We start from the raw sequence: 13,954 nt of genomic DNA, 5'->3' as shown, positions 1-13,954 counted from the left end.
AATAGGAGGCTTTTGAATGCGAGTAAGCACGAACTATCAATTTGAGACGATGCGTAGCAAGATGAACACTGCGGGCGATAACTACCGTGTTGCTCAGCAGCGCGTGAGTTCAGGCAAGCGCATCAATACGTTGAGCGACGATCCTCGAGGACTAAGCGACGTGCTAACAATGCGCGGCGTCAAGGCATCGATCGAACAGTACAAGACCAACTTAAACCGAGCCGAGACTTGGCTCAAGACCAGCGAAAGCTCGCTAAGTGAAGTTGGAAATCTGTTGAACCGCGCTAACTCTTTGGCCGTTTCTGGTGCAACGGCAACGACATCCATCGATGCTCGTCGGGCGATGGCGGCGGAAGTCCAAACGATTCGCGATCAAGTTCTCAGCCTTGCGAACAGCAAGGGGCCGACTGGTGGCTACTTATTCTCAGGGACGGCGACCGACACCCAGCCATTCAACATCACCACAACTGGCATTACCTACAAGGGCAACTCAGGAACGATGAAGGTTGAGGCAAGCGCAAGCGACTCGATCACAATCAATGCCGACGCTCAACAGCTTTTCACAACCCTCTACACAACGCTTGATCAGCTAAAAACCAATCTCGAAGGCGGAAGCACTTCGACCATTAGCGACGTGAGTATCAAGGCCGTCCAAGACGGCATCTCGCAACTCAACAATCTCCGAGGAGATGTTGGAACGCGGGCAAAAAGTGTTGAGTCCTTCCAAAACGACCATTCGCGTCGAATTGAAGAACTCACAAGCAGCATCTCCGACATCGAAGATGTGGACCTTTCTCAGGCGATCATGGAGTATAAGAGCGCCGAAACTGCCTACCAGGCATCCCTTCAAGTCATGAGCCAAGGATTTGGGCTCAGCTTGTTGAACTACCTCAAATAGCAACCATGATCCTTACCCATACTCGTTTCGGCAGCATCGAATTTTCACCTTCCGACGTCATCACCCTTGAGGGGGGATTGATCGGCTTTGGCGAATCAACAGAGTTTCTGATGGTTCCGAGCAAGCCCGGAAGTCCATTCAGCTGGCTCCAGTCGGCTCAAGACTCTTCGCTCGCTTTCCTGATCGCGGATCCTGCTGCGTTCTTTGATGACTACGATCCCGAGGTCAGCGACTTTGACGCTAATCAGCTCGGACTCATGAGCGGTGCAGACTTCGGGATTTTTGTCACTTCTGCAATTCCCGTCGGGGAACCGAAAAAGGCAACCGCAAACCTTGCTGCGCCAATCTTGATCAATTTGGATACAAAACGAGGAAAACAGGTCGTTTTGGACAATGAAGCGTATACTATGCGACATCCGATCTTTTCGGAGCAGTCTGCGCCTGCACAAAAGTTGGCGGCATAGGTTGCCCCGGACGAGGATGCCAAGGAGGGCAGACAGATGCTGGTCCTCACCAGAAAAGTAAATCAGACAATCGTCATCGGAGATGGAATCGAGGTCGTCGTCCTTGAAGTGCGCGGAGAGCAAGTCCGACTAGGTATCCGTGCGCCCCGAGACGTCACCGTCCACCGAAAAGAGATTTTCGAGCAAATTGCAGAGGAGAATCGCGGCGCCGCCGATGTCCGACCCGAAGACCTCCCCGGCTAGCTTTACCGACCGGGTGGCCCTCGCTCTTGGTTGCTGCTCAGTTTGCCTTCTTGTCGCCATTGTTTGGGCGATTCAACAGATTCCCGTTGAAGACGGGTTGTTGCCTCGCGTTGTTTCTCTTTGTAGCCCGGTAGCCGCATGCGGTGCAGTGGCTTTGCTTGCCGCCTTTGTTCCTGCGTTCGTCCCATTCTCGCGACTTCGGGCACCTCTCAATGTAACAATCCCAGTCGTTTGGGGGTTGGTGAATTGGTTCCTTGCCTCGGCCCTAACTACCGCCGAGTCCTCGACTTCTCGAGTCCCACCGATGCTAGCCGTCATCTCGAGCTGGACGGAGATCGGAACCCTTGTGCCCGTAGGTCTTGCTCAGTTTGGGTTGCTCACAATTCCGATTGCGTTTAGGAGAAAAGTGTAATGCAAGTTCATTTCGGAATCGAGCTATTGCGCCCCGAATGGACTCGTGCAGTTGTCTGTATTGGAACATTCGATGGGGTCCACTTGGGTCATCAAGCTGTCATCTCCGAGGCCGTCGCTCGGGCTGGACGCGAGGAGTTACCGTCCATTGTTGTGACATTTGACCGACACCCATCGGTTGTACTTAACCCATCAAAGGCACCGAAAGCCATCGCCTCTCTCAAGATGAACCTTGAGCACTTTCAGGGACTCGGCGTAGGGTTAACGGTTGTTCTGCCGTTCAACGCGTGGCTGAGCCGGATGAGTGCTGACGAGTTTTTCAGGACAATTCTGGTTGAAAAGCTTAGGGCTTCTACGGTTGTGGTCGGCCACGATTTTGCGATGGGGAACGGGCGCGAAGGCACTCTTACTTGGCTCTCGGAGCGGATGGATACAGACGTAGTGCCCGCCTTTTCAGTGGGCGAAGAACGGGTGTCTTCCTCGCTGATCCGGGCTGCCGTCTCTTCAGGTGATCTCGAGAAAGCCAACGCAATGCTCGGACGCGGATTTGAGATACAGGGATTTGTCGATCACGGTCAAAAGCTAGGACGAACCCTAGGATTCCCCACCGCCAACATCGCCCGGTCCTTCGATCAAGTCTTGCCTGCTGACGGCGTTTACGCCGCTCGGATCATGTTTGATGGGCAATCGTTCAACGCCGCGCTCGCCATAGGCACGCGACCTGCTGCTGGCGGCGGGCCTCGCTCGATTGAAGCCTTCCTACTCGATTATCCTGGCGCCTCGCTGTACGGCAAACATGTTCGTTTGCGGCTGGAACACTTCCTACGACCCGAGCTTAACTTCCCTTCCCTCGATTCGCTGAAAGAGCAAATGGCGAAGGATGTCGAATCTGTCCGCGCACTTTTGGCGTAACCTAAGACATGGCTCGCGGCGGAAAGATCTTGGCGGTAACTGGCGGAGTTGTTGCGCTCTTGGTCGGGGGGAAAATTGCCCTCGGACTCCTCACCAAAGTTGATGACAAAACGCTGATCGTCGAAGCTGTTAAAGATGGTCTCAAGGCAAGCAAGGAGGGCCGCCCAGGAGGCGTTCTCGAAAAACTGAGCGCGAGCCTGACTGTGAACGGCGAAGGTTCGCCGGGTGCAAAGGGACAGATTGCTGACTACATCAAGAAGCTCAAGCCTGACGTTGAGTTCAAGTCACTTGAACCCCAGGTCTTCGGCGACGAGGCACGCATCGAAACTCCAGCGACAATGTCGGTGAGCATGCTCGGCATGAACCAAAGCGTTGAGCTCAAAAACGTCACCATCACCCTAAAGCGAGAAGACACCTACGAGTATCTGATTTTCCCGAAGAAGGCTTGGCGCGTATCGGACGTTCGGGTTGATGTCAGTGCCCTCGATATGTTTAGCGGATTTGGCGGCGGCTAAAAAAACGGAAACCGAATCGCCGCCGTCTCCGTTACTAGGTGTGGAACTGGGTTCAAGAGCCCCGGTTGCCAATCTAGAAAATCCAGGAGAAACATGAAAAAATACATGCTGCTCATCGCCGCCAGTCTCGTAGCTGGCGCTCTCGTCACCGGTTGTGGTCAGGCTGCCGAAGGCAACACTGACACCGCAACAAACGTCCCACCGGCTGAGAAGCCGATGGCAAACTCTGCAGCTCCCGAAGCTGCTGCTCCGGATGCGGGTAGCTCGGCAGCTGCTCCGGCAACCAACGCCCCAGCCGACACCGACAAGAAGTAACCACTTCGGCCCCGATTCCTGGGTACCCAGGTTCGGGGCTTTTTGCGTGGCGCGGTAACCTAGTGCCATGCTTGACCCGCGTATCACACGCCTCGCCGAGTTGCTCTGTGACCACTCAACACGGCTTAACTCAGACGACTCTGTCCTCGTCCACGCATTTGATATTCCCGAGGAGGCCGTCGCCGAAATCGTCCGAGTTGCTCAATCCCGCGGAGCCAAGGTCGCGGTTCGGCTTGAAAGCAATCTGGTCAAGCGTCAGCTTTTGCACGGCATGACCGAGGCTAATGCGAAGACCATTGCCACGATCGAAAAGTACGAGATGGAGCAGATGACGGCTTACATCGCGTTGCGGGGAACTCATAACTACGCTGAAACCGCCGACGTCCCCGGCGATATTATGAAGATGTGGCAGAAGGAATACACGACGCCGGTCGTCTTCGGAGTCCGGGTTCCGAATACCAAGTGGGTCGCCCTCCGATGGCCGACTCCCGGAATGGCTCAACAGGCCAGCATGAGCACACCGGCGTTCGAGAAGTTTTACTTCGATGTGTGCACATTGGATTACGCAAAAATGGCGGCAGCGACCAAGCCGCTCGAAGAATTGATGGCTCGAACGGATCGGGTTCGGATCATTGGCCCTGGAACCGACCTCTCGTTCAGCATCAAAGGCATCGGCGCCGTCGGATGCGCTGGCGAAGCGAATATCCCCGATGGTGAGTGCTTCACTGCCCCCGTCCAAGGCTCTATGAACGGAACGGTTCAGTACAACACAGTCTCGCTCTACCAAGGAACCGAGTTCAAGGACATCTTTTTCCGTGTCGAGAACGGCCGCATTGTTGAAGCAACCGCCGGAGCAAACACCGCCAAGCTCAACGAAATTCTGGATACCGATGAAGGAGCGCGTTGCTTCGGAGAATGGGCCATCGGCTTCAATCCCTATGTTCTCGAACCCATGAAGGACACTCTCTTTGACGAGAAAATCGCCGGCTCCTTCCACCTCACCCCCGGCAACGCCTACGACCCGCCCGGAGGAAACGGGAACGTCAGCTCGATTCACTGGGACATCGTCTGCATCCAACGTCCGGAGTACGGCGGCGGTGAGATCTGGTTCGACGACGTGCTCATCCGAAAGGATGGTCTTTTTGTGCTGGATGAGCTGAAGGGCCTGAATCCAGACAACTTCTGATCCCTGGCACCCCTCTCCCGTCTAAACACTGGGAGAGGGGTGCCATGCATCTCCTTCCGTTTTTGCCAAATCGCCCAGAACTCTAAGCTTCTCACTGGATAAACTCTCCGTCGATGAGCATCAAATTAGGCTGGGCCGGAGTTGGCCACATTCACACCCCAGGTTTCTCAGGCGAGGTCCTGAAGCGAGGAATCGAGTGTGCAGGAGTTTATGATCATGACTCCGAACGGGCGAAGAAGAACGCCGAGAACTTGAAGGGGCCGGTTCAGTCACTTGCCGAGTTAGCCGGGAACGACGCCGTAACTGGTTACGTCGTGACCAGTGAAACAGTCCACCACTTGGAGATCGTTTCTGCGCTGGCCAAAACGGGCAAGCCCATCTTTATCGAAAAGCCAGTTGGCTTTGATGCGGCTCAGTCTAAAGAGTTATTGAAAGTACTGACAGAGAACAGAAACATGTTTTCCACCGGCTACTTCTCGCGAGGTGGTGCTGGGGTGCAGACGCTGAAGAAACTGGTTGACGAAGGGCACTTTGGAACCATCACCCGTGTCCGGGCCAGCAACTGCCACTCCGGCGCGCTTGGCGGATGGTTTGACACAGACTGGCGATGGATGGCGGATAAATCCCGTGCCGGAGTCGGAGCTTTCGGTGACTTGGGAACCCACGTCCTCGATCTCGTCCTTTGGATGTTTGGGCCTATTCGATCTGTTACTGGAGCATTCTCGAACGGCACAGCCCGGTACGAAGGGTGCGAAGAGCTCGGAGAAGCGATGCTCAAGTTCACCAACGGCATTATCGGCACCATGGCTGCAGGTTGGAACGATGTCGCCGACCCTTACCGGTTGATGGTCATGGGAACGAAGGGCTACGCGACGCTTGGTGCTGAGTTGAAGGTTGCAGGTGAAGACGGCAAGCTTGCGGTTTACGAGAGTTTAGAACCCGCCAAGCCCGCTGGATTCAACGGCTGGCTCGATGCCCTCGAAGGAAAGCCCGCTGATCTCGTTACGCCTCGGGAGGCGACGAATCGAGATGTCGTGATGTCGGCGATTTATCAAGGTGCAGAGCAAGACAAATGGGTCGATATCTCATCCTCTTGGCACTGAGGTGAGATAAGATAGCTCTATCGTGTTGATAGACGGTTATATCGCTCCACCTCAGGTTGCCTACTCCTCGGCCCCAGTCATCGGAAAAGGTATTCCAATGACGGGGAATCCTTACGATGCGAAGGACAACGATGTCGTGTTCCTGGTAACGGTAAAAGGCAGGACCGTATCGTTCCCCGCATACTACGACGCCGGGAATTGGAAGGCGAAACCAGTGTTCCCAGCAGCAGGAAACTACAAAGGCTTTTTCTATCGCAACGGCACCCGCCAAGGCTCAGAAATCACGGTCAGGGCCGCTCAGACGACAAGCGGGTTTGTCTACAAACAGGGAACCAAATTCTGGCTCACCGATGGAAAGAAGGGCCAATCCTATTGGCCGATTGGGCATAACCTCGCATGGCAGGGTGGGCAGTACAAGTTCCGCGAGCAGATGGACCTGATGCAGGCAAACGGCCTCAATTGGACCCGAATCTGGGCTTGCCACTGGGACAACCGAAATCCGTACTGGCCGACGAGCTTTCCTAAACCCAAAGATGGCGAGTTCTCACCGGAAGTTCTCAAACGCCTCGATGAAACCGTCGAAGGAGCTGAAAAGAACGGACTCAAATTCCAATTCGTCCTGTTTCATCACGGTCAAGTCAGCACGGACGTCAATCCCAACTGGAATGACCACCCTTGGAACAAGAAAAACGGCGGCTTTCTGAATACCGCAACCGAATTCTTCACACATCCAGAAGCTATCAAACGAGAGAAGAACTTCGTTCGATACGCGATCGCCCGTTGGGGTTCTTCGCCATCAATCATGGCGTGGGAACTCTTCAATGAAGTCCAGTTTGTAGAGGCAATAAGGAAAGGGGCCGACTGGAAGACGGTGGCAAAATGGCACGACGAAATGGGGGCCTACATCCGATCACTCGATCCCTACCGACACCTGATAACCACTAGTAGCGAACTTGGTCAATCCATCTGGTCAAAGATGGATTTTAAGCAGGGTCATGGATATCCATCCAGCATCTCCGGATTAATTTTGGGGACACCTCCCGATCCTAAATCGCCGCTGTTCTTCGGAGAAATCGGCTGGGGAGACTCGGGTAACTCGGATCGCTTGGCCATTCGGGACGGCATTTGGGGCGCATTCTTCGCGGGACACTCGGGAGCGGCGCAATTCTGGTACTGGGATCAGATGAGTAAGCCGGGGATGTACGGGGAATACAAGCGGTCCATCGATGTACTAAGTTTACTCGGCGATCCGATGACCTTCCAACGCCAAAAGATCGCCGTCAATTCGCCCAAAGGAGCAACCCTTCAGCTAATTCCTGGTCGCGGTTGGGGGAAGAGCGACGTGATGTCTTTCGACCTCCCTGCGGACGCTGAGAAGGTCGGACTACTTTCCGGCTACTTCCAAGGCACCGGGCATCGCGAAATGCAGCCCGAGCCAGTCTCGATAAAATTCACTGCCGAGCAGCCTGGCGAGGCGAGTATCAACCTCGCCGAGTTCGCGACTGGCGGCTCCAAAGCTCAGGTTTTCCTCGATGGAAAAGAGGTCTTTTCCAAAGAGTGGAAAGGGCAAGGCAACAAGGCCGAATCAATCCGGGTTCCCTACACCGCTGGTCAGCATCTCCTGCGAATCGAAAACAACGGCCCCGATTGGTTCCGGGTTCGAAGCATCGATATCCCCGGAATCATGCCTGTCAGCAGCGCATTGCTCGCCTCAAACGGCGACAAATCTGTTATCCGGATCAATTCAGCGGTCGGCAATGGCAACACAGCAACCTGCACGATCAAGTACGCAAAGTGGAAGGATGGAGTCTACGACACTAAGATCTTCGACATGAGCGGCGACCGAGAGTTCAACACCACGACCACGATCAAGGGCGGCGCAATGAAAATTGACAACTTAACTGCGGATGTTCTGGTCGTCCTCACCCGTAGAGCTAGGTAAAACCACTGACATGACAAAACTGTTTCAATTAGCTCTCGCAGCGTCCGGTCTTGTGGTCGGATGCACTACGATTGCTGCAGGGAAGAAGGAAGCTCCGTACGAGCCCAACAAGAAGCAGCCCCAGCAGCGTCGAACAAACGTCACCAAGCTCTACAACGACTATTGCGCGAAGTGTCATGGAGAAAATGGCGAAGGCGGTGGGGGAGGAACCCAAACTCTTTTGACACCTGAAAAGTTTGATCAGAAGCACGACCGAGCATTCTTCGACGCGACCCGTAACGGGGTCCCCGGCACCGGAATGGAGTCGATGGGCGAGACGTTGACGGATCAAGAAGTTTGGGGACTGGTGGTTCACATTCGAGAACTTCAGGGCAAGGCTCTGAAGTGGCAGATGGGCCAGCCAAAGAAGACGGGCGATGTTTTCAACTCCAAGTTGCACAACTATCGCGTCGAAACTGTCGTTGATCAAAACCAAGGACTCAAAGTGCCTTGGTCGATTGACTGGCTTCCGGATGGTCGCATGTTGGTTACTAACCGCCCTGGAGGAATCATTATCTATAAAGGCGGCCAGAAAGTTGGCGAGATTATGGGGCTTCCGAAGGTGCTCGAACTCGGCCAAGGCGGTCAGATGGAAGTCGCCGTTCACCCGCAGTACGCGACAAACGGCTGGGTTTATATCAGCTATTCGGAGCCCAAAGCCGATGGTTCGCGAGCAGCCATGACCAAGGTCGTCCGAGGCAAGCTAACGTGGAACGGCGACAATGCTGAGTGGGGCTCGCAGCAAACGATTTATCAGGTCGGCCAGGAGTTTTACAACGGTTCGGGCGTTCACTATGGTTGCAAGCTGGCGTTCGATGGGAAAGGCCACATATTTATCTCGCAGGGAGAGCGTGGAGGCGGCAACACTGCGCAGGACCTGAACATCCCTAATGGCAAGATCTATCGGCTGAACGAGGATGGATCGGTTCCCAAGGACAACCCATTCGTTGGGAAGGGAGTCGTCGCAGAAAAGGTCTGGAGTTACGGGCATCGCAACCCTCAGGGCTTGACCATTGGATTGGATGGCCGAATCTGGGACACCGAACACGGTCCCCGTGGAGGCGACGAACTGAACGACTGCACCAAGGGAGACAACTACGGTTGGAGCAAAGTGGCGTTCAGCATTAACTACAACGACTCAGCAGAGTGGGTGCCTTGGAACGGGCCAGGCGAGAAGTACAAGATGCCAGTTTTCCGCTGGCTACCCTCGATCGGAGCTTCCGGCCTTGATGTTGCACGTGGAGCGGCGTTCCCTAAATGGAAAGGCGATCTGATCGCAGGCGGGCTGAGCGGAAACAACGTTGATCGGATCCGGACGAAGAACGGCGAACTCGTCGAGCGGGAAGGACTTCTGATCGGAATGGGACGAGTGCGAGATATCGCAACTGCTCCGGATGGAGTGATTTACGTCGCACTGAACGGCCCAGACAAGATTGTCCGGATCGTTCCTGCTCCGTAAGTTCGGTTGTGCCCCGATGCGTTCGGGGCACAACAACTCTCACTTTGGAGGATCAATTCTGAAGGGAACGGCAGGCAACCCTTCTTTGTTGTACAGAGGTGCGTTCGGATCTTCATCCCAAGCATAGCGTAGGTACATCGGGGCGATGACCCCCTTCGCGCTCACAACGACGCTCGCTCCTTCGATTCGGGCATCGGCCCAAACCCATTTTCCGCTTGAGCCCATGATGGCGAAGCACTTGTTGAGGCTTCCCTTTGCCATGAGTCCGCTACCGACATTATCGAACTTCACGACGATCTCATTGCCCTTGAGGTCGATACCCTTTACGGTTGGGCCGCTCGAAACAAGGTTTCGTCCGTAGCCAATTCGCTCGGCTTGGAGTCCCAAGCGGAGGCCGACGTCCTGCTTGTTAGTGGGGTGGATGTCGTTACCCATTCCGATGTCGACCGTGCAGACGAGCGCAGCGTTCTTTACTCGAGTGACGGCGGTGGCTTGGGCTTCTTGGAGTTCGCTCCAGCCGCTTTCGCTTGGTTGATCATGTTTGCGGCCGTAGTTGGCGAGCTGGACGACGAGGAATGGAAAGTCGCCTTGGGCGAAGCCTTTGCGCCAATCGGTGATGAGGGCGGGTAGGAGGCGGGAGTATTGCTCACCTCGGCCGACGTTGGTTTCGCCTTGGTACCAGATGGCACCTTTGATTGCCATCGGCTGGAAGGGCCGGAGCATCGCGTTGTGGAGGACGGTTGGCCAGTTGGGGTTGCCTTCGATCATTGGCGGGAACTTGGGGAGCTTGTCGAGTTCGGCACCCGGGTAGATCTCCCATTGGCCGCCGAGTTCGACGCGGTTTCCGCCACCAAAGTCCATGTTAAACTGTGGGTTGGTGACCCCTCCGTTTCCGTTGAGGTCGACGAGACGGAACCAGAGATCATTTTCGCCCTCTCTCAGGACTCCGGCGGGCATTTGGGCGGCTTGCCAGATCAGGATACTGTTGCCCGCCATCACGCGTTTGCCGTTGATGTAGAGGGCGTCGGCACCTTCGACAGAACCAACGGTGAGCCAGGGTTGACTGATTTGGTCTTTGGTGAGGTTGAGGGTTCGATGGAACCAATAGACTCGGCGTTTGCCGTCTTGGCCCATTTGGCGGGTGGTTCCGGGAAGTTTGACGGTTTTGTTACCGGCTCCTGCTGGCATGGGTGAGTTCTGAGTCACCCACTTTTCGATCAGGTCGTGGGTTGAAGACGCAGAACCAATTGATTGGATTCGCGCTTGGGCGACTTGGTCGTCGAAGTCTTTGACGGGAGCCAATCCGGCGCTACTGGTCCAGGCTTCGGCAGCGGAGCCGCCCCATGCGGTTTGGATCAGTCCGATTGGCACCCCGACTTTGGCCCGAAGATGTCGGCCGAAGTAGTAGCCAACCGCGGAAAATCCGCCCCAGCCGCCCTTTGCTACGGTTTCGGGGGAGCAGACTGCCCAAGTTCCTTCATTGGTGCTGGCAGGCTTCAACGAGGTTGTTTTGGTGCCCATGAAAATCCGGATATGGGAGTCGGTCGCTGCGGCAATTTCGTTCTTTGCATCCTTTGCCATGGAGATCCCCATCTCCATGTTCGATTGACCCGAGCAGATCCAGACATCGCCGACGAGGATGTCATCGAGTTCGACCTTCTGGAGTCCCTCGATGGTCAACTTGTAAGGGCCACCGGCCTTTGGAGGCTTGATTTGGGCGATCCACTTCCCGGTGGCATCAGTCGTTGCCGTCGCCCGCGAGCCTCCGATGGAGACTCGAATCTGCGACCCTGGCGAACTCCAACCCCAGATGTTGTTGGGCTTGTCGCGCTGTAACACCATGTGCGAGCTAAAGCACGGCGCAATGAACGGGAGCTGAATTTGCTGAAGAAGGACAGGAGGGATCATGGGCGGATTATTGAGTGATCTCGTACCAAGCGGACCGGCTGGAGAGGTTGATTTCGAAGCTCTTGTTGCTGAAGGAAAGAGCCTTCTTTGGCTTTCCGGTGCTATCGAGACTACTGACTTTGACGGGTGTGCTGGCGGCGAGTGTCACAGTGACCGGAATGACTTCAGCCGAACTCGGTGCCGTTCCCCATTGATCGCTGACCGAATCGCGAGCCGCGTTCCAGCCCATGTTCTGATTCTCAACTCGACCGACGACCGTGAGCAACACTCGCTTAGAAACTTTGAGAGCGTTTCCATCCAGAGGGGTGAGCATGAGGGACGCAAAGTTCGTAGGCGTGTTGGCGAACTTGAACGTTCCGTACTTTGTTTTGACCGACTTTCCGCCAACAAATCCAGCGATGCTGATTGCTTTATCAGATTCAAAAACCACGACATTATCGGTGCCGTTCCCGGTTCGGGTGGCGGTTGTGGTGGATTCGGTTTGTAGCCATTGGAACTTCGTTGTCGCAATCGCGTGGCGCTTAGTTAGAACATCAATGTCTTTCGAGAATGCGCTTGGGAACATGGAGTTCTTCCAGCCGTCTTCGGGAATAAAGATGGGACTGAAGTTGCCGAACGGCTCGAACAGCCCCAGCCGAAACGTCAAGGCAGTTGCGGGGAAGAACGCCTTCTTCGCCGGATTCTTAGCAAAGTCGAAGTAGCCCTCATACAAGTCGTTCTTCTCCCTTGAGCCAGTTCCATCCCAAGCGAAGGTGTACAGAATGTCCCAATCTTGAGTTGCACCAACGGCGGCATACAGCGGCATCATTTCACATTGAAAATCGCTCGGAGCAGGATGGTTGTACTCACTCACACTATAGGGTTTGCCGGCCACTCGCCAGATCGACAAGTCTTTCAGGGTGCCCAGATCGGGAGAGTTGACAAGAGCATTTCGCTCGACACGATAGTTCTTGGGGTCCCAGTCGCTGCCAATGAAAGCAGGGTGATTCCAATATGCATGGTTGTCTGCAAACTCCATGTTCTTCTCGCGGACCAGCGAGGTTAGCCCGCCCCAGGAGATTTGAGAGTCGATCATGTTGACTTTGTCGAAGCCAAGATCGGTTCGCAGATACTTGCGCATCGCAGTGCTGTAATTCGCTTCGGTCTCTAAAAGGAATGTAGCGTAGTCGTTGTACTTTGCAGAGGTTCCCGCGCTCGGTATCCCGATATTGCCTCGCACCAAAGTTTGGCCAGGTTCGACTCCGGTCTCGAGGGTTCCCTCGCGAATGGTTAGATTTTTGATCTGAACCGTTCCACGAATATCGCCAAGTACGAACCCCAGTCGGGCATGAGCAGGTTCTGTGGCAATCGCGGTCCAACTCAGTGAATAGGTTTTCCAATCTGAAGTTAGTTCCACAGAACCACCTAACCCGAGGAATCGCCAGTCCGGCATATCGAGGCGACTGTCGATGTTGACTCCAACTTTTTTATCAGCCTTACCCTGAAACTGCACAGTATAGGTCTTTCCGTTAACTAGGGTGAGTCCGCCTAAGTGAGCCTGAACGTTCCAGTTAGGCCCAGGGTTTGACTTGATGACGGCTGTGAGCAACGGTGCCCCTTCTGCATCGCTGGCGGTCGTTGTATACGTAACGTCCCCGTTCGACTGATTCTCCCAAGTCCACTTACTCTTCGGGGTGGTAGCCGAAGCTCCGGATCTTGTGTCCCTGGTCGGCCAGGCTTTGGCGAGCCCGACATCGTTCAGATACTTAGCTTTCAGCCAGTTGTTCCACTTCGCTCGGAGTTCGCTCTGGTATGGCTCGGGCCATTTTTCTAACCCCTGACCGGGCGATTCTCCAGGCCAGCCGACTAGGGAGTTCTCGTTGTTGATCTCGATCACCATCAAGGCGGGGTCATCTCTGTATTTCAGCTTTGTGTACGGGTTGACTCGGTCGATCAGGTCTTTGGCGTACTGCTTTTGCAGTCCAATCATCCTATCGTTGAGCTTGTCGACCTTCTTTTGGAAGTTCGGGATTTCGAGAGTGCTCGCGGGGAATCCAAGCTCGGGCACCATCTTGCGCGTGGTTTGCAAGTTCATGTTGGTGTAAATACCCTGCTTCTTAAGCTCGGCAAAGAAGAAGTCGAGCCGGTCAACCTGGACGGGATCGAACTCGATATGCTCTCGGCCCTTCTTCCAAATCATCCCGAACTCTTTATCCCAATCGTTCTGCAGGTGGTGGAACCGGACGATATTGATCCCCATTTTCGCCAGATGAGCGGCAATTTTTGGAGCGTCTTCCTTCAGGGGAAATGCGGCTCTTGCGCCAAGGTTGGTACCAAAGAACCGAACTCTCTTCCCGGTTGTTGCCTCAAAGAAGTGACCATCTTTGGCGATGATCCGGCCGTTCTTTCCGGCGGGTTTTGCATTGAGAAAGCTGACATCGGTCGCCGTTCCGCTAACAGCATCATCCCAGGGGATGACGAACGGGAACGAATTCGTTGAATCGAGCCGGAACTGGGGTCCGTTGATCGATGATTGGAATCCGGCGACGTAGGCGATCAGTGAGAGCAGGGCCACGAGTT

13 protein-coding genes are annotated in these 13,954 nt (G+C 54.8%); 11 read left to right on the top strand and 2 right to left on the bottom strand.

Going from position 1 to position 13,954, the window contains the following annotated elements; all coding sequences use genetic code 11:
- Nucleotides 1-16 precede the first annotated feature (16 nt).
- The 11 genes from flgL to WCK51_07235 all read left to right on the top strand — a co-directional run bounded on the left by flgL (nt 17) and on the right by WCK51_07235 (nt 9,487).
- The gene (gene flgL, locus WCK51_07285; GenBank protein MEI7576678.1) at nt 17-898 is read left to right on the top strand and encodes a flagellar hook-associated protein FlgL; all 882 of its coding nucleotides are present in this window, start codon (nt 17-19) and stop codon (nt 896-898) included.
- Nucleotides 899-903: 5 nt separating this feature from the next.
- Nucleotides 904-1,362 (top strand): flagellar assembly protein FliW, encoded by a 459-nt coding sequence (locus WCK51_07280; GenBank protein ID MEI7576677.1) that lies wholly within the window; start codon nt 904-906, stop codon nt 1,360-1,362.
- A 36-nt stretch (nt 1,363-1,398) separates the two neighbouring features.
- Nucleotides 1,399-1,605 carry a carbon storage regulator CsrA gene (gene csrA, locus WCK51_07275; protein MEI7576676.1) on the top strand — a complete coding sequence of 69 codons (207 nt, stop codon included), beginning with the start codon at nt 1,399-1,401 and terminating at the stop codon, nt 1,603-1,605.
- Nucleotides 1,577-2,017, top strand: a complete 441-nt coding sequence (locus WCK51_07270) for a hypothetical protein (protein ID MEI7576675.1) — start codon at nt 1,577-1,579, stop codon at nt 2,015-2,017. The genes csrA and WCK51_07270 overlap by 29 nt, the downstream gene beginning before the upstream one ends.
- Entirely contained in the window at nt 2,017-2,928 is a 912-nt protein-coding gene (locus tag WCK51_07265) for a bifunctional riboflavin kinase/FAD synthetase (GenBank protein MEI7576674.1), read from the top strand. The genes WCK51_07270 and WCK51_07265 overlap by 1 nt, the downstream gene beginning before the upstream one ends.
- An 8-nt stretch (nt 2,929-2,936) precedes the next feature.
- The gene (locus tag WCK51_07260) at nt 2,937-3,443 is read left to right on the top strand and encodes a hypothetical protein (protein MEI7576673.1); all 507 of its coding nucleotides are present in this window, start codon (nt 2,937-2,939) and stop codon (nt 3,441-3,443) included.
- Between the two features lie 93 nt (nt 3,444-3,536).
- Nucleotides 3,537-3,758, top strand: coding sequence for a hypothetical protein (locus WCK51_07255; protein ID MEI7576672.1), 222 nt, complete (start codon nt 3,537-3,539; stop codon nt 3,756-3,758).
- Between the two features lie 67 nt (nt 3,759-3,825).
- Nucleotides 3,826-4,944 (top strand): aminopeptidase, encoded by a 1,119-nt coding sequence (locus WCK51_07250; GenBank protein MEI7576671.1) that lies wholly within the window; start codon nt 3,826-3,828, stop codon nt 4,942-4,944.
- 113 nt (nt 4,945-5,057) lie between these two features.
- A complete protein-coding gene (locus WCK51_07245) occupies nt 5,058-6,047 on the top strand; it encodes a Gfo/Idh/MocA family oxidoreductase (protein ID MEI7576670.1) in 990 nt (329 codons plus the stop codon).
- A gap of 22 nt (nt 6,048-6,069) precedes the next feature.
- Nucleotides 6,070-7,989: a cellulase family glycosylhydrolase gene (locus WCK51_07240; GenBank protein ID MEI7576669.1), complete on the top strand. Its 1,920-nt coding sequence runs from the start codon at nt 6,070-6,072 to the stop codon at nt 7,987-7,989.
- A gap of 10 nt (nt 7,990-7,999) precedes the next feature.
- Nucleotides 8,000-9,487: a PQQ-dependent sugar dehydrogenase gene (locus tag WCK51_07235; protein MEI7576668.1), complete on the top strand. Its 1,488-nt coding sequence runs from the start codon at nt 8,000-8,002 to the stop codon at nt 9,485-9,487.
- Between the two features lie 39 nt (nt 9,488-9,526).
- On the opposite strand, the gene WCK51_07230 is transcribed toward WCK51_07235, so the two are convergent.
- Nucleotides 9,527-11,395 carry a sialate O-acetylesterase gene (locus tag WCK51_07230; GenBank protein ID MEI7576667.1) on the bottom strand — a complete coding sequence of 623 codons (1,869 nt, stop codon included), beginning with the start codon at nt 11,393-11,395 and terminating at the stop codon, nt 9,527-9,529.
- Nucleotides 11,396-11,402: 7 nt separating this feature from the next.
- On the bottom strand, nt 11,403-13,949 hold the full coding sequence (locus WCK51_07225; protein ID MEI7576666.1) for a hypothetical protein: 2,547 nt from the start codon (nt 13,947-13,949) through the stop codon (nt 11,403-11,405).
- Nucleotides 13,950-13,954 lie beyond the last annotated feature (5 nt).

Source organism: Armatimonadota bacterium, from assembly GCA_037138755.1.
Lineage (GTDB): Bacteria > Armatimonadota > Fimbriimonadia > Fimbriimonadales > Fimbriimonadaceae > Fimbriimonas.
This window is presented reverse-complemented; position numbering and strand designations above follow the sequence as displayed.